Source organism: Chryseobacterium gossypii, from assembly GCF_041361455.1.
GTDB classification, from domain to species: Bacteria; Bacteroidota; Bacteroidia; order Flavobacteriales; family Weeksellaceae; genus Chryseobacterium; species Chryseobacterium gossypii.
In genome coordinates this window covers 448679-468511 of sequence record NZ_JBGCUR010000001.1, presented here as the reverse complement: position 1 = coordinate 468511, position 19833 = coordinate 448679, and the positions used below count along the sequence as shown (strand labels likewise).

The following is a 19833-nucleotide window of genomic DNA, read 5'->3' as shown; positions in this document are numbered from 1 at the left end:
TTTTACTATCTGTACAGAGGTTACCAATTGTTTCCTGACATGATCAACACCTGGCTTTCAGTTCCGTATTTTATTTCGTTAAGAAAAATTTCTTTTCCCTGATCCAGCGGAATTAAAGAAATGCCCCGGCGCTCATACTCCGTTTCCAGTGTCGGTGAAACCATTCCTGCTCCCTTCCAAGGACCCCAGTTGATGGAAATTACTTTTCCTTTTAACCTTTTATTCAAGGCTTTGGCATAATCATCCAGCACACTGTTCGCAGCAGCATAATCTGTCTGTCCTTTATTGCCGTATACCGAGGCGATGCTTGAAAAGAGAACCACAAACTGACAATCGGTACGCAGCTGTTCCGCCAATACACGCAAAGGTTTTACTTTGGTATCAAAGACACGCCCAAAAGAGCTGCTCGTCTTCTGTTTGAACAGCTTGTCTTCCAAAAGGCCTGCACCATGAATGACACCATCCAGGCGGCCATATTCTTCATAAATATTGTTGATCAATGCAGAGAGACCATCCTCATCGCAAAGATCCAGCGACTGGTAAACCACTGTACTTCCCAGTTGTTCCAAATCACGGATCGTATTCAGGATCTGATTGTTTTTGAAAACCCGGACCGTCTCTTTTTCAACCTGTGCGGGAGAAGGGAATTTTGCAGTTCTAATGAGGTAATCTCTTATTTCTTCTTTGGTCTTCATGTCTTTAAACTCCTCAAGATCAGATGTTTCATCTCTTGGATCTGCCGACCGGCCTACCAGGATATAGGTACATGGGTAGGTTTGAGCCATATGCTTAACAAGCTCAGAAGTGATTCCCTGGCCACCTCCCAGCACCAGGACGACAGATTTCCCGTCCAGTTGGATATGGGCCTCTACCAGACTGGTTGACAATGGTGAGGGTATAATGTTCAGCTTGTGCCGTTGCCGGTCTTTATAGATGACCTCGGCAGGCTTATCGGCAGCCAGTATTTCTTTCAATGCGATTTCAGCAATCTGATCCATATCCTGAGGGGTATCCAGACTGATCAGCCTGCAGCTGATCTGTTCAAATTCCCGGGCCAGACTTTTGAAGAAGCCCGGATAGCCTTTATAGTGACGTAAAAGACGAGTATCAGTCACCTCCTGGATATGGGCCGGAATGTCTGAGATCAGATAAACCCACCGGGCTTTATCGAGATCCAGCTTTTGGATCAGCTCGACATGATCAATGATGCTATGGGTAACGGAGGATGAAAACATATCCAGCATAATGAGCCCGTCAAAATCCGTAAGATCCGTCCCGGCATCAACCAATTCCGCGATAGCGCCATATTTTTCAAGCTCCTTTTTGATCGTCAGGGTCTGGCTGTTCTTATCCTGGGCAATTGCGAAACGTTTCCCATGCAATATTTCAGTATTTTGTATCAAAGAAACATCAGTTGGGGTCAGATCAAAGCGGAGCCGTGACAGCATGGCCCGGACCGGTTCCGGCTTGTTGATTTCATTTATTTCACTGATCCAGCGTGCCAATCCGTTCAATGTTTTAATGCCAGCCAGTTTTTCCATAAGATCATCAGCCTGTTCCAGGTCCTTGCCAAATCCGATTCTGGCCTTAAGATCTCCGATAATTTCCATCCGTTTAATAGAGTCGATGCTCAGGTCCGCTTCCAGGTCGAGATCCAATCCCAGCATTTCTTTCGGATATCCGGTTTTTTCACTGACAATATCCAGGATTTCCTTTTGAAGTTCTTCAAGGGAGAAAACAGGCTGGTTCTGTAGTTTTGGGGCTGCAGCTTCCGTCTTACCGTTTTTTTCGGCGGCAACCGCCGTTCCTGTATATTCTGTCAGCCAGGATACGAGACCGTTCAGGGTCTTGATTCCGGCCAGCTGTTCCATAATTGTATCTTCATTTGCGGACCCCGTGAGAATATCAAGCTCATTACGGAGCGTTCCTATAATTTCAACTCTTTTGATAGAATCAATACTGAGGTCTGCCTCGAGATCCATTTCCATACCTAACATTTCCTGAGGATACCCGGTTTTTTCACTGACAATCTGCAGGAGCAAGGATTTGATATCTTTTGCGGGAGCCTGTTTTGTATGAATAGCTGCCAGTTGATCAGTCTTTTGAGAAACAGGGGTCGCTGTTCCGGGCTCATATACAGGGACCGGTGCTGCCGGAATATAAGCAGGAGATGGACTTACCTGAGGGCTCTGTCCGAGGAAAGAGAGCATCACATCCCGTTGTGCCTGTATCATAAGCTTCATACTGTTCAAATATTCCTGTAACATACGTTCGGCAGCAGGCTGATTCTCAACACCAGGTGTTTGATGATTGGTAAAGTTGTTCATTTGAAGAGGAGTTATTATGGGTAATGCCCCATTGGCGGGCAGTTTTCCTGTGTTTGGATGTGCAGCCTGCCCGTTCACACGCCAGATGGTAGGACTTTTTTTATAAACATCAGGCTGGTCAATCTGGATAAATTTAGCGTTCCGGCCTTCAAAAAGCTTATTTATATCAAAGTTTCGGCCCGTACTTAAATATTGTGCCAGCATACAAAGCAGATGGGTAAGTTTATTGCGATTGTTATCCTCCGCATATAGTGTCACGTGATCTTTATCCAAGCAAGATCTGGTCAGCCCGGTAAGTACTTTTCCCGGACCTACCTCAATAAATATTCTTGCCCCATCAGCATACATCGCCCGGATCTCTTCCACAAACCTTACGGGCTGTACCAGATGATCCGTTAATCTTTCTTTTATTTCCGATGTTTCTGCCGGGTATATCGTTGCAGTGGTATTTGACCAGACAGGAATCTGCATTTCCCGGAAGGGAACATCTTTTAATACCTCATCATATATTTTTTTGGCTCCCGCCACTACCGGACTGTGAAATGCACAGGCAACTTCCAGCTTTTTTGCTGAAATACCTTCATGCTTTAGCACTTCCGTCAATTTATGAATAGCCGTTGTACTTCCTGCAATCACGCATTGGGACGGGGCATTGTAGTTGACAGGGTAGCAGCCTTCTGTTTTTGCCAGAACAGGCTGTAAACGTTCCGGTGATATGCTTACTGCCAGCATTGCACCCGGATCTCCATCTTCCACAGAATCGAGAATGGCATGAGCCCGCCTGATACTCAGGTCAACCAGCCGTTCTTCCTCAAACACTCCTGCAAAGCATAAAGCAGGTAACTCTCCGTAACTATGCCCGGCGAGCATGTCCGGAACAATGCCTAACGACCGGAGGAATTGAGCCAGGGCCAGATCAACAATTCCCAGAAGGGGCTGTGCCAGGCGTGTATCTTTAATGGCTTCTTTCTGTCTTTTTAAGGTATCGGCATCGAAAGCCGCCGAAGGGAAAACTATTTTTTCAAGCTCGGGGTAAGCTTCTAAAAGCTTACGCATGGCAGGAAAGATCACAAAAAGGTCACGGGCCATATTGATCCGCTGGCTTCCCTGTCCCGGGAACAAAAAGGCCACTTTACCTTCCCGTTTATTGACTGTAAAAGTATCTTTGGTTTCAATCCCCAGCAAGACCAGCTCGATCTTCATCATTAAATCCTCAGCCGTGTCCGCAACAATGCTTAACCGGATCGGCTTTTCTGAACCAATAACCAGGCTGTAGGCAATATCTTTCAAGGAAATGCCATCATTAATCTCCAATAAGGATTTTACCTGGTTCAGCTGGTTTTTGGCATCTTCATAGGTATCTCCACGGAATACAAACAGCTCTGAAGGCCAGGACTGCAGCACGGCAGAATCTTCCTGCTCAGGGTGATTGGCAATAACAGTATGGAAATTGGTCCCGCCAAATCCAAAAGCACTGATACCTGCATAACGGTTCTTATCCGTCCATAATCCGCTTTCTGCATGGAATGCAAAAGGGCTGGTCTGCGCATTATAGTAAGCATTAGGCTGCTGAAGATGAAGGGTCGGCGGCTTTACTCCATGATATACTGCCAGGGAAGCTTTGATAAGTCCGGCCAATCCTGCAGCACACTTGGTATGCCCGATCTGTGTTTTTACCGAGCCTAAATGGGTCTGGCCGGGCAACGCACCTGAACGACTGAATAGATTGGTCAGGGCACTGAGCTCTGTTTTATCTCCTACTACGGTCCCGGTACCATGAGCTTCAATCAGTCCCACAGCTGCCGGACTGATGCCGACCTGTGTATAGGCCCGGTCTAATGCCCGTACCTGCCCTATTTCCCTTGGAGCTGTAAGCCCCAGAGCCTTACCGTCACTGGAACCTCCTACTCCTTTAATAACTGAATAAATGCGGTCTCCGTCCCGTACGGCATCATCATATCGCTTCAGTACCAGGATAGCAATACCTTCACCAAGGGCTATGCCGTCCGCTTCGCTGTCGAACGTTGCACACCGACCTTTTCTGGAAAGCGCATGGGTGCTGGAAAACATGAGGTAATCATTGATCCCGTTGTGCAAATCAGCGCCTCCTGCAAGAACCATATCTGATTTGCCCAACACCAGCTCCTGGCATGCCAGATCAATAGCCGCTAAAGAGGAAGCACAGGCAGCATCTACCGTAAAGTTTCTTCCTCCAAGATCAAGACGGTTAGTGATCCGGCCTGCTATCACATTGGCCAGAATGCCGGGAAAAGAATCTTCTGTTGTATGTGGAAAGGCATCTTTCACCTCTTCATGAAGTTCACCGAAAACCTGCTTGTAATATCCCCTGAAGCTATAGCTATTAGCAAGATCGTTGCCTCCTTCAGCACCGATGATGACGGAAATATTTTCTCTGTTAATCTGTTTTTCACCATAGCCGGCATCTTCCATTGCACGTTTGGCAACCAGCAAGGTCAACAATTGTGTCGGCTCAATAGCGGCAAGGGATTGCGGCGGTATCCCGAATGCAAGAGGATCAAAATCAATTTTCGGAATAAAGCCACCCCATTTGGAATGTGAGACGTCCGGCCCATCCGAATCCGGATGATAGTAAAGCTCCTTATTCCATCGCTCATCAGGCACTTCTGTAACACTATCTTTTCCTAGAATGATATTACGCCAGTATTCTTCCAGATTTTTCGCTCCGGGAAAAATACATTCCATGCCTATGATCGCCACATCCAGCGGCTTTTCTTTAGATAATGGCTCTTCCGGCAATACTGCCCGCCGAATATATTGATAATTATCCACCCCTACATCCTGATGAAGGGCTGCAAGGGAGGTCACACCGTCATGCATGGTGGCCACCTGACCTATCATATACATTCCTAAATCCAGTTGTTCATTTTTGGGAATGCTGACCAGTTTGTCGCCCTGGCGGTCTATACCTTTAGCTGCAATACGCAGACGGCCTACATTCAGCTTTTCAAGCTGTTCCCAAACCTGTTTTTTATCCATGCCGGCTGCCAAGAGCTTCGTTTTTTCCGTATTAAAATATCTGGCAAATGCCGTATTCAGGCAACGTGTTTCGTGTCCTGGAGCTGTTTCCAGCAAGACCGTATCTTTTGCCTGCATAGCCTGCCTTTGAAATTCTTCCTGGATGGCTCCGGTAAGCACCGCTTCCCGGGTATAGAGATATGCCGTTCCCATCAATACTCCCACCTTTACACCTCTGGCTGCCAACGGAGCTGCCATGACCGAAACGAATGCCGCTGAGAGGGCATTGTGGATTCCACCCGCAAAAAAAACACTGATTGCTTCAGGATGCTCTTCTTTTAAAAGGCGTTCTACCTGTTTCTCCCACAGTACCATACTTGAAAGCGGTCCTACATGGCCACCACATTCACGGCCTTCAAAGATAAAATTCCTGGCTCCTTCTTTCAAAAAGATATCCAGCAATGCCGGAGAAGGAACATGGAGGAAGGTAGTTATCCCTGCTTTTTCAAATATTTTAGCCTGTGCCGGCCTTCCTCCTGCAATCAGAACCACAGGAGGCCGGGTTTCCAGAATATAGGAAGTCTGTTCTTCTCTTAGTTCCTGCGGAGCAAAACCCAGTATACCTATTCCCCACGTTTTCCCGTCGGCAAGTTTTTTGGTTTCCGTTATCAGGGATTTTGCCTGATCACCCCGCAGTAAAGACAGGGCAACAAAAGGTAAAGCACCTTCCTGCGCAACAGCATTGGCAAATGAAGGAACATCGCTAACCCGGGTCATTGGCCCCTGTGCAATTGGATAGCGCAATCCCAGTTCTCTGGCCAGCATAGTATCCCGGTCAATAACCTTGAGGGCCTTGGCCTGCTTCAGATGTCCATACATGGCTTCCCTGAATCCAAAAACGAGTTTTTTCAGATTCCTGAAATTTTCATATAAATCTACTGCCAGCGAAATGTCTTGTCCCATAGGGATAAGACTTTTGCCGGGATCAAGGTCGGTAAAATATTGCCTGAGATCTTCAGCAGTAATATTTTCCGGCAGTACCGGAGAATTTGGTCTCAGCAGCACACGGTGTTCTGCTATAATCTTTGTTTCTGTGCCGTTTAATTTAGAGCACATCTCTTTTATATCCTGAGGGACGTTACTTTCCGGGAACAGGGCTAGCTGGCTGTCCAGTACAACACCTGCCGCCCCAAGTGCTTTTACAGCAGCGGCGGTATGAATCCCTATTCCTCCCTGCACCCATACCGGTATGGTATTGATTTCTTTAATTATACACTGAAATAATACAAATGTTGACTCGTAGCCCACCAGACCACCCGCCTCATTTCCTTTTATAATGATACCCTTTGCTCCCAGATATTCTGCCTGTCGGGCCTCCTCCACACTGTTTACCTGATAGATAACAGGCAGATCCGGTGTAATATCTGTTGAAAGGCTTAATGGAATGATAGCAAGACTTACTTTTTCCGGGATTTCAAGCGATGGGAATCTGTTGTGAGAATAGCATATACCATAAGAAGGTACATCTATCTGATCAAGCTGGCTCAGTGCTTTCTGAGCGGTCGTTACCTCATCGCCTAAACTTAGAATGGGAAATGCTCCCGCCTGGTGTAATTTAGGAATAAGATTTACGTCAGGCTTCTCAAAAGGTGTTAATCCGATAATGGTTAAGTTTTTCATTACATTTATGATATTGAATGGTAGCTGAAGGGCTTATAACAAAAGTCGATCATAGGTATAAGAACGACCGTTATAATAAAATAAAAATAATTATTACTGCTATATCCTAAATAACAGAACCAATTTGATAATGATTTTTTAATGAAAAATTATTATTGATCCAACTACTTAAAATATGTAGTTTATATTTTTATTCTTAGAAACAATGTGGTACAATCTGAGTATCTATAATTATAAATATTTATAATTAATAATAGTAAACAAATATATAAATAAATAACAAAATACTTCAACAATAAGAGATTTACTTTTTCATATTACAAAAAAATAACACATCAGAAAAAGATATCTGCAGCCATTGATTTCTATTGAAAAAGAAATTAACAATAAAAAATCCTCTTAAGCAGCTGCTTAAGAGGATTTTACATGAATTAAAACAGGGATCGTATATTATTTACTGCTTATATAAAGCATTCCATGATCCATTTTTATATTAAGATATTTTTAAATTATTCTGATACTTTCATATCCTGTTAGAGGTGTACTTTACCTTCTGTATGTCCTTCTGTTTCTATCTGGAAGGTGGTGTGACCGATTTTAAAATCGGTGACCGCTTTATCTGACAAGGCTTTGAGCAAAGCGTTGATATTTTCACCTTCTTTCACCACCACATGAGAGCTCATTGCATTGACCCCTGAGGTAAGAGACCAGACATGTAAGTCATGCAAACTCTTCACTCCGGGGATATTTTCCAGTGCCGTGCGAAGGTCGTCAATATTTACATCTTTCGGAGTCCCTTCCAGTAAAACATTGACAGCTTCCTTCAGGATCTGCCATGTTCTGGGAAAAATCAGGAGCCCTATGGCGGCAGAGATAATGGGATCTGCATAATACCACCCTGTTGTCAGCATAACAACCCCTGCTATTATAACCCCTATTGATGTCAGCATATCAGAAAGCACTTCGAGGTATGCTCCTTTCATGTTCAGGCTCTCGTTGGAATCTTTTCTTATAATAATCATACCGATTATATTCACCACTAAGCCTATTCCTGCAACAATTATCATGGAGCCACTCTGAATCTCCGGCGGGTTCCGGAATCTTTGCCAGGCCTCATAGAGGACATAGATGGAAATACCCAATAAAACCACGGCATTGACAACCGCCGCCAGTATTTCTGTACGGTAATAGCCATAAGTTCTCATGGAATCCGCTTTTCTCTCACCGATTTTTATGGCAATAAATGCGAGAAATAATCCTGCAACGTCCGTGAGCATATGTGCGGCATCTGCCAGCAAGGCAAGGCTTTTGGTAATCATACCTCCGATCACTTCGGCAATCATATACGTCCCGCTTAGGGATAAAACGATAAGCAGGTTTCTCTTATGTCTGTTTGATGCTTTTTTTACAGCTGTATCACTCATAATTGTATTGTCTTGGTTCAAATAAATACCTTAAAAGGTCTAATAATTGGGTCCAATAGATTCAGTTATTAATGCGCGTGTTCACCGGCATTAGATAATTTTGCATTTACAAAAAAGGCACCTTTTACTACTATCTTTGCATCTGGCGCAATTTTGCGGACAGGGGTAATGGCAGTGTATCCCATATCGGAAGAGCCCTTAACGATTTCAATTTTCTCAAAATTCATTGTTTTGGCAGGCTTTTTACCGGGGTCGTTCTTTTCCGGTTCTTCATGTTCTTCGGGCTTTTTATCCGTCTGCACAAAGATGTAATATTTTCCATCCGCTTCCACAATAGCTTCATCAGGCACTGCCGGAGTGGTCGCTTTTTCAAGGCTTACGATACCGGTAATATTCATTCCATCGATCAGGTCTGATTTATTTCCTATAACAGCTGCATGAACAGAGATGGTCTTGCTTTCATTTTCAAAGGAAGAGCCGATACTGTACACTCTGGCGTCATATTCCGTCGTAGGATTATTGGTGAGCTTAAAATGGATCACCTGCCCTACCCTCATTTTAGGTAAATCTTTTTCAAAAACCTGCAGGTCGAGATGTATGGAGCTGTTATCAATGATTTCCAGAACGGGAGATGAGACATCAACGTAGCTTCCTATCTGGATATTGATATTGCTGATCGTACCATTAATCGGTGAGGTAATGGCTAAGCCTGATCTTAAATTACCGTTATTCACTCTTGAAGGACTAATCCCCATCAGCTGCAGCTGCTTTTGCAGCGATGATCTTTGGGTTCTTAAACTTTTAAGCTCTGCATCGGCGCTTTGAAGGTTTTTCTTGGCTCCGGCATCATTATCAAAAAGCTCTTTTTGCCTTCTGAATTCCTGTTCGGCAAAAGTGATCCTGCTGTTTATTGTCAGGTATTGTTCCTGCAACTGAATATATTCCGGGTTGCTGATTGTAGCGATTACCTGCCCTTTTTTCACATAGTCCCCGATCTGGACATTAATGGTTTTTATGGCACCCCCATACAGTGATGTCACAGTTGCTTTCCTGTCATTGGGAACTCTCAGCAGTCCGTTTGCTTTGATGGTCGAGGTAAGGTCTTTGACCTCGATATTCCCTAAAGTAATTCCCACAGACTTCATCTGATCTTCGGTTAAGACAGCTATGGTTGGAGGTGCTTCCTCATTATGTTCGTGTTTTGGCTCTTTATTTTCTTTTCCGGTAGCTTCACCTGACGATTCCTTTTTCCCGCAGCCTATTGCCAGAACAGAGAATAAAATCAGGAGTACGATATTATTTCTAATTTTCATTTTATTTATTGATTATTGAATTGATGGTGATGACAGATTCGTTAACCTGCTGGATAGATTGCAGGTATTTTAACTGAATATTGGTAGCGGTCTGCAAAGCAAAAAGGTATTCCACATAGGAAATGTCTCCCGTTTTATAGCCCAGCTGCCCTGCTTTGGCTATTTTTTCAGCATTCGGAAGCGCCTGGCTTACATAATAATCGTATTGCTTCAGATTTTGCCGATACTGGCTAAGCGCATTCTCCAGCTGCGCCTCCAGCTGCTTTTGCTGTAATTTTGCATTGGATTCGGCCATCTGCCTCTGGTATTCCCAGGACTGGATCTTTGCTTTTGTCGCTCCAAAGGTAAGAGGAATGGCTATTCCTATGTTTCCGTAATGAAACCTGTTGCCACTACCAAAATATTTTTCCTGCCCGTTCACCGTCTGAAACCCGATCAAGGACTGATTGGCATATCCCAGGGTAAACTCGGGAAGTCCCATGGATTTCTCAACATTTTTGTTTTTTTCTGCGATTTCCATTTCCTGGTAGAATGCTTTCACTGTTGGGTGGTTAGCCACCGAGGTACTGTCAAGTACATCATCAATTTTCAGTGGCAGATAGTTTGTTTTCTGTGGGATCCGAATAGGCTCTGATGTATTTAATAAAGTTTTCAGATTTTTATATGCATTATCCAGATATACCTCGTTCTGTTTCAGCAGCAAATTGATTTCTCCTTGCTGGGTTTCTGCAGTGCTGATCTCAACCTTTTTGATATCTCCCGCTTTAAACCTTACTGTTGCTATCCTGATAAAATCCCGATAAAGACTGTCGAGGTCTTTTAATTTGGACTCGTTATACTGTAAATATTCTATCTGATAATAATAGGTTCTCACCTGTTTTGCCAGTTCATTGGCTGAGACCTCCCGGCTGATCTGCTTACCTTTGATTTCCTCATTTATTAATTCCTTTCGTGCTTTGAATAAGGTTGGAAAAGGAATGCTCTGTGAAATTGAAAATGACTGATCAAATTTACGGCTGTTATATTGCCCCAGCTGTGCATCGATATTCATTTTCGGTAATTCTTTAGCCGCAGGCTTAAGGGCCTCCGATACTTTGACATCCAACTCCCTGGATTTTATAAGGTCATTGTTACTTAAGGCCATCCGGGTGGCTTCTTCTACGGTCAGCATCTGTGTATTTTGTGCTTTAAGGGCCGGTGCGGCCATCATCAGACCTAAAACAACAGTGGTAACCAGCGGTTTCCCTTTAAAGCGGTTCCACCTTACCTTAGTATTAAAAATGAGGTATAGCATAGGTAGTACAAATAATGTAAGAAAAGTAGCACTTATCAGTCCTCCGATCACAACGGTTGCCAAAGGTTTCTGAACTTCCGCACCGGCACCCATTGAAATGGCCATAGGTAAAAATCCCAGTGAAGCCACTGTTGCCGTCATCAGAACCGGCCTTAACCTGGTTTTGGTTCCTTCCATCACCCTTTTAAGGATATTGGTTTCGCCTTCTTTTTCCAACTGATTAAAGGTGCTTATCAGAACAATACCATTGAGAACAGCTACTCCGAATAATGCAATAAATCCTATTCCGGCACTTATACTGAAAGGCATTCCCCTAAGCAGCAAAGCCAATATACCTCCGATGGCACTCATCGGGATTGCCGTAAATATCAATGCCGCCTGTTTGAATGAATTGAAAGTAAAATACAGCAACATGAAGATCAGGAATAATGAGACCGGAACTGCTATCATCAGCCTTTTACTGGCTGCCTGCAGATTCTCGAACTGCCCCCCGTAAGTAAAATAATAGCCGGAAGGCAATTTTATTTGCTGATCCAGCTTCTGCTGAATCTCCTTCACTACACTTTGCACATCACGGTTTTTAACGTTAAAACCAATAACAATTCTTCTTTTCCCTTCTTCACGGCTGATTTGGGCCGGGCCAAGCTTATAGCTGACGTTAGCCACCTGTGAAAGCGGAACCTGTATGCCTGAGCTGGTCGTTATCATCAGGTTATTGACATCATCAATATTGGTTCTATGAAGGCTGTCCAAACGCACCACCAGGTCAAACCGCCTTTCATTTTCAAAAACCTGGCCGGCTGCCTGGCCTGCAAATGCAGTACTTACAGCATCATTTACATCCTGAATGTTCAAGCCATAATTAGCCATTCGTACCCTGTCATATTCCACATTAATCTGGGGAAGTCCGCTTACTCTTTCTATCTGCGGGGAAGTGACCCCATCAACGGATTGGATCACCTTAGATACTTTATCTGCATAGATCGCAAGAGAATCCAGGTTCTCCCCAAAGATCTTTACTGCCACATCCTGTCTGATACCCGTCATCAGCTCATTGAAACGCATCTGGATAGGCTGGTTTTTCTCAAAGAATACCCCGGGGATGGTTTCCAGTTTTTCAGAGATCTCATCAGCCAGTTCATTATATGTTTTTTTGGTCTTCCATTCGCTTTGCGGCTTCAGCACTACAATTAAGTCCGTTGCTTCAGGTGGCATAGGGTCTGTAGGGACTTCCGCAGCCCCGGTTTTGCCAACGACCATTTTTACTTCATCGAATTGCTTGATAAGCCTTGAAGCCTGCATGGAGGTTTCTATGCTTTGGCTTAGCGAGCTTCCCTGAGGCAGGATACAGTGGAAAGCATAGTCTCCTTCCTGTAGCTGAGGGATAAACTCTCCTCCCATCCTGCTGAATATCAATACAGAAACCGCAAATAAGGCCAGAGTACCTCCTACCAGCCAATATTTGATCTTCAGGGCCTTTTCCAGCAATGGACGGTAAATTTCCTGGAGCCTGTGCATCATTTTATCAGAAAAGGTTTCTTCATGGGATATTTTTTTGGAAAGAAACAAAGCGCTCATCATGGGGATATAGGTGAGAGACAGAATTAACGCTCCCAATATGGCAAACCCAACTGTTTTCGCCATAGGGGTAAACATTTTGCCTTCCACACCTACCAGGGTGAGAATAGGGATATATACTATCAGGATGATGATCTCACCAAAAGCCGCGCTATTCCTGATTTTAGAAGCAGAAAGGAAGACCTCCTCATCCATTTCAGCCTGCGTAAGCACAGATGCACTTTTCCTTATGCCCAGGTGGTGAAGTGTTGCTTCAACTATGATCACAGCCCCGTCAACAATCAGACCGAAATCAATTGCTCCTAAACTCATCAGGTTTGCACTTACTCCAAAGACATTCATCATTCCCAACGCAAACAGCAGTGAAAGCGGAATGGCAGACGCCACGATCAGGCCGGCCCGGAGATTCCCAAGAAACAGGACCAGGACGAAAATTACAATCAAGGCTCCCTCTATAAGGTTTTTTTCTACGGTTTTGATAGCCCTGCCCACCAGATCGGTCCTGTCAAGGAAGGGCTCAATCACCACATCGTCGGGAAGCGATTTCTGGATTGTCGGGATCTTTTCCTTGATCCTGTTTACCACTTCATTGCTGTTGGCGCCTTTCAGCATCATTACCACTCCTCCCACAGCATCTACTTTTCCATTATACGTCATGGCACCGTAACGTACGGCATGCCCCAGGCGGACATCTGCAACATCTTTGATAAAAATAGGAACGCTACCGGTTTTATCTTTAACGGCAATATTTTTCACATCGTCCAGGGAAGTTACAATGCCTATTCCTCTGATGAAATACGCGTTCGGCTTTTTATCTATATAGGCTCCTCCTGTATTCTGGTTATTTTTTTCCAGAGCGGTAAAAATATCGGTAATGCTTACTCCCATAGCTTTAAGCCGGTCGGGATTGATGGCTACTTCATATTGTTTCAGCTCACCGCCGAAACTGTTGATCTCCGCAACACCGGGAGTGCCGTTAAGCTGCCTGCGGACAATCCAGTCCTGCATTGTTCTTAATTCCTTGCTGCTATATTTGTTCTCGCTTCCTTTTTTAGGATGGAGAATATACTGGTACACTTCTCCCAACCCGGTGCTCACAGGTGCCAGCTCAGGAGTTCCCACTCCTTTCGGAATTTCTTCCACAGCCTGTTTCAGCTGTTCACTGATCAGCTGACGGGCAAAGTAAATGTCAACATCTTCCTTGAAAACCACAGTGATCACTGAGAGTCCAAACCTTGAAATACTTCTTGTTTCTTCTATATCCGGAACATTGGCAATACTTTGCTCAATAGGAAAGGTTACCAGCTGTTCCACTTCCTGGCCGGCAAGTGTAGGGCACACCGTAATAATCTGCACCTGATTGTTGGTGATGTCAGGTACTGCATCAATTGGCAGCCTGGTTGCGCTCCAGACTCCCCAAATAATTAGTATTAACGTCATAATACCTATGACGACCTTATTTTTGATACTAAATCTTATGATTCTATCTAACATTGAAATTTAATTTTTATTGAACCCAATTTGCTGTACATATCAGTACAATCTGATCTTCAGCAGACGGGCAAAAATGAAAAAGAGTACAATGCAATGAAATTGCAATGTCCATGACCGGGTTAATGAAAGGAAAACCTTTCATTAAAATCAATAAAAATTAAATCTTAGGCGGTTGCCATATCTGGTCATAAACCAGATAAGCGAAGTCGTTTTTTTGAAAAAGAATTTTTTTGGAATAATGATCAGAAGTCTGAAAAGGAAAGGTAATAACCGGTTCAACCCTGAAAGAGATCACTGTAATCTGGCAGCAGTTACAGGTACATAAAGGTGAGCAGATATCACTTTTATCTTTGGAGTGATTTTCAGATCCAACAGTGGTGATACTTAAGTTCCTGCTGACATCCGGAGCCTGCGCATAAACGTCACTGCATGGTACTATTGATAGCACCATAAAATAAATTGTCAATAACAGTCTCAGAACGTTCACCTGACAAAAGTATAAATTTTCTTCAAATGTAACTGATTTTTAGCCTTAAAAAAAGTTAAAATAATTCACCATAATGTTAATTACTTTTCAGAAATCCAATTCTTCTTATCAGCTGAGCTGATTTAAACCGGGCCCATCTAACGGATAAAATGATGAAATAAAGCGATGAAAATAAAACATGCCGGGACTGCAATGGCAAAGTATTTCCCGAATCCGGCCATTGCTCTTGCATACTTATTATTAAAACCCACCGACTGCATTGAGGAACAGAACCCGTGCCGCAGATGAAACCCCAATAATACAAAAGCGCAGCAGTACAAAAAGGTACGCACAGGGTTTTGAAATTTATGAACCAGCTCCCTGTAATACCGTGTCTCATCAGGCACCTGCATTTCAATAAATTTATAATTAAGCTCCCGAAACCAGAAATCATACCAGTGCAGGCAGAAATAAGCCAGGATCACCGCACCGGAAATGATCATATTCCTCGAGCTCCAGGAACTGTTGGCTGAACCGGCATTATAGGCATAACGTACAGGTCTCGCCCTGCGGTTCTGGATTTCCAGTACAAAGCCCATGATAAAATGGAATACCACTCCGAAGATCAGTATCGGCTGACCGATATATTGCACGAGAGGGTTGTAACCCATAAAATGTGAAACCCTGTTGAAAAGGTCTTCATCTATCACCGAAGTAAGGTTGAGTGAAACATGCAGGGTAAGGAAAGTGATCAGGAAAAAGCCGGAAAGCCCCATTGCGACCTTCCTGATAATTGATGAGTTCAGGAATTGTTTTGCCATATTCGATTGTTAACAGTATCTGCCTGATAACAATCGAACTTTTATTTCTGGACATTATTTTTGAAATTTTCCGTTGAACTTTTCTTCCAGAATCTTATACCGGTAATCGAAAAGATGTTCCAGCTTTTTTTCAACCAAAAGACGGTGGGCCATTTCCCCCAAAAAGCTCAGGGGTAACTCATAGTCTACAGTATCTTTCATCAAAATACCTTGCTCATTTTCAATGAACTCATGGTGGTGGTTCCATAATTTATAAGGCCCTTTTTTCTGAAGGTCCGTAAAGCTTTTCCGGAATACTATCCTGGTGATTTCCGTCTGCCATCTCATTCTGATGCCGAATAACGGGGAAATATGGTAGTCAATGATCATTCCTTCATAGATTCTACCATCTCCGGACTGCGATAGCATAGTAAGATTCATGTCTTCCGGAGTAATTTCAGAAAGGTGATCTGCCGAAGAAAAAAAGCTCCATGCAGTGTCTATATTACAGTTCAGCTGTTGTTCACGAAAAAGTCTGTGTCTCATGATCAGATGGATCCGGCTTACCGGTAATGCAAAAATATTCCGTAGTCTGAAGGTGTCCAGAATGCGGCCTTCTGTCCTGCGGCTTTCAATGCGTCATTAGTCCACGTATTGCAGGTATACAGAAAATTGTACTTCCCTTTGGCATCATAAAAGGCATCATCATTACCATATACGGCATTGGTAGGAATCAGGATGAAATCACCGTTTGGATCCCTGTCGAATTTATTTTCCACAAAGCGGACCAGCTTTCTGTATTGTTCTTTACTGATCATTATTTTAATGCAGTCAGTTCCCTCTTTCATTTCATCATAATAAGTGCAGTGCATCGCTGAATCACTCAGCCAGAATGCCGCCTTAAAGGCTGTTAAAAACTTTAAATCCGCCCAGGTGGGCGTATCGAGATAAAAGCCTTTATCACCCCATCCTATACCCACATATTTATAGTTTGTTCTTTGGGACCGGGTATTAGCAAACGGGATTTTGACGCTCCAGTCCTGCAGGTCATTTTTTACCGGCATTACAATATCTGTATGAACTCCGTTGGTAAATATGTATATGGGGATCTCTTTCTTTTGGCCGTCATCTTTAGCAGGTATTTCGATAAAAGGCAGCAAAAAGCCCAGCATTACATATAAGACAATAACTCCGGCAATAATTCCTAAGATTTTAAGGAGAAAGATCAGCATTTTTTTCACACTTATGCTTTTGATTAAAATTAATAAAATTTAATAAGACTTTACAACAAAAATATTTGTTTTTATCAGATTTTTATGTAAATTTAATTACGAAATATTGATATAATATGCGTAAAAACAGCAAATCACAAAAAAGGTTCAAAGTAAGAGTAAAAGTAGCTCCAAAAAGAGTACAAAAAAAATATTGATTTTCTGAGAGACTGATCTCCTGAAAATCTTTTTTTTTAGATACTTCAGACATCTTACACTAAGAATCTTAAACCTCCTTAAATCAAATTTAAGGAATGGTCGGTTATCCTCTTTTAATTTGGAACATAAAAATTCCGAAGGAGGGATGGTCTCCAAAAAATCCAAACCTTATTTAAAATCATATCTATATTATTGTACTGATCTCTTTCTATTGTCAGAACAAGTAAAGACCATATTATCAACAGGAACGGCAGGCCTGCTGTTTTGAAGTATGGCTACTAATCTTCGAGAAACCTGATATTCCGTTTCAGACCTTCAAATTTAGCCCTTTTTACAGGAGATTTTCTGAAAACTTCAGAAAACAGCTCCTGCGTAAGCTCCCGCCACTCCCCTTTTTTAAAATTCCTGAGAGACTCATTAGGCTTGAACCTGCTTTGCCGGTGGGGTACCGAAAACCTGTTCCACGGGCATACATCCTGGCAAATATCACAGCCAAACATCCAGTCTTCCATTTTATCCTTGAAATAGTCCGGAATTTCGGTTTTCAGCTCTATGGTTGCATACGAAATACATTTGCTGCCATCGACGATTTTTTCAGAAACAATGGCATCAGTCGGACATGCATCAATGCATTTGCGGCATGTTCCGCAATGATCTGTGGTTTCATGATCAGGAATAAGGTCCAGATCGCAGATGATTTCGGCTAAAAAATAAAAGGAACCGTTTTGCCTGGTTATCAGATTGGCATTTTTCCCCACCCATCCTATTCCTGATTTCCGGGCCCAGCTTCTTTCCAAAACCGGTGCCGAATCCACAAACACACGAAAATCAAATTCGCCGATCTCTTCCTGCAGCTCAGCCACCATTTCACGAAGGATGTCTTTGATCACCTCATGGTAGTCTTCAGCATACGCGTATTTGGAGATTTTATAATTCTCCAGAGTTGGGATCTTTTCCTCGGGAAAGTAATTGTACGAAAGCGAGATCACTGATTTGGAGCCTTCTACCAGCAATCGGGGATCAAGCCTCTTATCGAAATGATTCTCCATATATTTCATTTCACCGTGGTAATTACTTTTCAGCCAGCTCTCGAGGTGCCTTGCATCTTCTTCCAAAAAATCCGCTCTGGAAATCCCACAACTCTGAAATCCAAAACTTTTTGCTTTGGATTTGACCAGATGGGAATATTTTTCGGCATTTGAATTCATGATTTACATTGCAAAACTAAGATTATTTTATAAATTTGTTGAAGTTTGGATGCCTGAAATGCTTCATACATCCATCAATCCATTTTTTAACCTTAAATATTCTTAAAACTATGTCACTAGCAGAAGTATTAAAATCAGGGAATTATGAATTAATTGACGTTCGTGAGCCTATGGAGCTCGAAATGGACGGAAATATAGATGGTGCCAAAAACATCCCGTTAGGTGAGGTGGAAGACAGAAAAGATGAGATACTGTCTGTTGAAAAGCCTGTTATTTTATTCTGCAGAAGCGGAAACAGAAGCGGCAAGGCTTTGGAATATCTCAATTCCCAGGGCCTGAAGGAAGGATACAACGGTGGTGGCTGGGCAGAACTGAAAGCGACAATAGAAGCCAATCAGGGAACTTTTTAAAAGTTCCTTTTTTTATTCAAAATCTGATGAATCTGAAAGAAAGGTTTTTCCATAACTGTCTCCTGTTTACGAAAGATGAAAATCTTGCCGAAAGTCTTTGGCTTGAAATTGAAAAAAAATATTCTGAGAAAAAGAGGCATTACCATAATCTGGTACATCTTGAAAATATGTTTGCCGAACTTGATGCGGTGAAGGATAAGATCTCGGATTTCACAGACATCAGCTTTTCTGTCTTTTATCATGACGTCATCTATGAAGCATCTTCCCGTTCCAACGAAGAAGAAAGTGCCGGATTAGCAGAAAAAAGGCTGCAAAAATTAAATATGGGCCAGGATTCCGTCATCAGGATTTTTCAGCAGATCATCGCGACAAAAACGCATCAGAGATCGGATGATGAAGATACCAATTATCTTTTGGATGCTGATCTTTCAATTCTCGGTAAGGAAACCACAGTCTATTTTGACTATACAAAAAAGATACGGAAAGAGTATTCCATATATCCTGACATCTTCTATAAGCCCGGAAGGAAGAAGGTTCTCCGGCATTTTCTGCAACTCGAAAGCATCTTTAAAACTGATCATTTCAAGGCCAGGTATGAAGAACAGGCCAGGGAAAATATCAGGCAGGAGCTTGCTTCTTTATAATTTTCTGACAAAATCTCCCGATCTCCGTAAAACTTCTTCGGGAGCTTCTTTATGAGGTGTGTGCCCGATATCCGGAATAATATACTTCTCTGCAGACCCGCTTACCCCTCTTAGAGTTTTTTCTACCTGATCCAGGGTACCATATTCATCTGCCTCTCCTGAATGAACAGCAAGGGGCATGTAATATTCTCCAGAAGGTATTCGATATTCCAGCTTTTAAACCTTTCACTCAGCCAGATTTCAGTCCATGCTTTGAAGATCATTTCAACTTTATCACCGTGATATTTTTGCAGACGTTCCGGCAGATTGGTGGTCTTATAGGCTTTAAAAGCGTCTGCGACCCCTTTCACCGTGATACTTTCCACAAAAATATGTCCTGCCTCACAGATCACGGCCTTTATTTTTCCCGGATGCCTGGCTGCCATGATCAATGCGATGGTCCCACCATCGCTATGTCCGAACAATATGGCTTCAGTGATGTTCAGCTCATCAAGCAGATCGTTCAGCAGATCGGCTTCCCACTCCATATAATTGTTTTCTCTTTTATGGGTAGGCATCGGATAAGATTTCCCATACCCCAAACGGTCATAAACCAAAGTATTACATTGTGTGAGCTCCGAAAGTTTTGCCGGAAAATCCCTCCAAAGCTGCACGCAGCCCAAAGAGTCATGAAGAAAAATAATCACCGGTCTATTATCCCGCGAATTGCTGTATTCTATATAAAGTTTTTTTCCATTTACCTCTACGATCCTTCCCTCCATTCTCTGA

Annotated in this window: 13 protein-coding genes; 2 read left to right on the top strand and 11 right to left on the bottom strand. The window is 43.0% G+C overall.

Translation table 11 applies throughout. The annotated features are described in order from the left end of the window. Positions 1 to 20: 20 nt before the first annotated feature. The 9 genes from ABMQ40_RS02200 to queG all read right to left on the bottom strand — a co-directional run bounded on the left by ABMQ40_RS02200 (position 21) and on the right by queG (position 18011). Positions 21 to 7004: an SDR family NAD(P)-dependent oxidoreductase gene (locus tag ABMQ40_RS02200; RefSeq protein WP_370896067.1), complete on the bottom strand. Its 6984-nt coding sequence runs from the start codon at positions 7002 to 7004 to the stop codon at positions 21 to 23. Positions 7005 to 7537: 533 nt separating this feature from the next. Beyond that, positions 7538 to 8428: a cation diffusion facilitator family transporter gene (locus ABMQ40_RS02195; protein WP_370896065.1), complete on the bottom strand. Its 891-nt coding sequence runs from the start codon at positions 8426 to 8428 to the stop codon at positions 7538 to 7540. Positions 8429 to 8496: 68 nt separating this feature from the next. Continuing rightward, the gene (locus ABMQ40_RS02190) at positions 8497 to 9741 is read right to left on the bottom strand and encodes an efflux RND transporter periplasmic adaptor subunit (protein ID WP_370896063.1); all 1245 of its coding nucleotides are present in this window, start codon (positions 9739 to 9741) and stop codon (positions 8497 to 8499) included. Position 9742: 1 nt separating this feature from the next. Beyond that, positions 9743 to 14107 (bottom strand): CusA/CzcA family heavy metal efflux RND transporter, encoded by a 4365-nt coding sequence (locus ABMQ40_RS02185; protein ID WP_370896061.1) that lies wholly within the window; start codon positions 14105 to 14107, stop codon positions 9743 to 9745. 157 nt (positions 14108 to 14264) lie between these two features. Next, entirely contained in the window at positions 14265 to 14594 is a 330-nt protein-coding gene (locus ABMQ40_RS02180; RefSeq protein ID WP_370896059.1) for a DUF6660 family protein, read from the bottom strand. A 137-nt stretch (positions 14595 to 14731) separates the two neighbouring features. Beyond that, positions 14732 to 15394, bottom strand: a complete 663-nt coding sequence (locus tag ABMQ40_RS02175; RefSeq protein WP_370896057.1) for a succinate dehydrogenase cytochrome b subunit — start codon at positions 15392 to 15394, stop codon at positions 14732 to 14734. Positions 15395 to 15448: 54 nt separating this feature from the next. Next, the gene (locus ABMQ40_RS02170) at positions 15449 to 15919 is read right to left on the bottom strand and encodes an SRPBCC family protein (RefSeq protein WP_370896055.1); all 471 of its coding nucleotides are present in this window, start codon (positions 15917 to 15919) and stop codon (positions 15449 to 15451) included. Between the two features lie 17 nt (positions 15920 to 15936). Further along, positions 15937 to 16614 (bottom strand): TIGR02117 family protein, encoded by a 678-nt coding sequence (locus tag ABMQ40_RS02165; RefSeq protein WP_370896053.1) that lies wholly within the window; start codon positions 16612 to 16614, stop codon positions 15937 to 15939. A gap of 467 nt (positions 16615 to 17081) precedes the next feature. After that, positions 17082 to 18011: a tRNA epoxyqueuosine(34) reductase QueG gene (queG, locus tag ABMQ40_RS02160; RefSeq protein ID WP_370896051.1), complete on the bottom strand. Its 930-nt coding sequence runs from the start codon at positions 18009 to 18011 to the stop codon at positions 17082 to 17084. A 110-nt stretch (positions 18012 to 18121) separates the two neighbouring features. On the opposite strand from queG, the gene ABMQ40_RS02155 reads away from it, so the two are divergent. Further along, a complete protein-coding gene (locus ABMQ40_RS02155; RefSeq protein ID WP_370896049.1) occupies positions 18122 to 18421 on the top strand; it encodes a rhodanese-like domain-containing protein in 300 nt (99 codons plus the stop codon). Between the two features lie 26 nt (positions 18422 to 18447). After that, complete coding sequence (locus tag ABMQ40_RS02150) at positions 18448 to 19065, top strand: HD domain-containing protein (RefSeq protein WP_370896047.1); 618 nt, start codon at positions 18448 to 18450, stop codon at positions 19063 to 19065. Here ABMQ40_RS02150 and ABMQ40_RS02145 read toward each other — a convergent pair. Then, positions 19060 to 19245, bottom strand: a complete 186-nt coding sequence (locus ABMQ40_RS02145; RefSeq protein WP_370896045.1) for an alpha/beta fold hydrolase — start codon at positions 19243 to 19245, stop codon at positions 19060 to 19062. The genes ABMQ40_RS02150 and ABMQ40_RS02145 overlap by 6 nt on opposite strands. Continuing rightward, a complete protein-coding gene (locus ABMQ40_RS02140; RefSeq protein ID WP_370896043.1) occupies positions 19188 to 19826 on the bottom strand; it encodes an alpha/beta fold hydrolase in 639 nt (212 codons plus the stop codon). Before ABMQ40_RS02140 ends, ABMQ40_RS02145 begins: the two co-directional genes overlap by 58 nt. Positions 19827 to 19833: the final 7 nt, after the last annotated feature.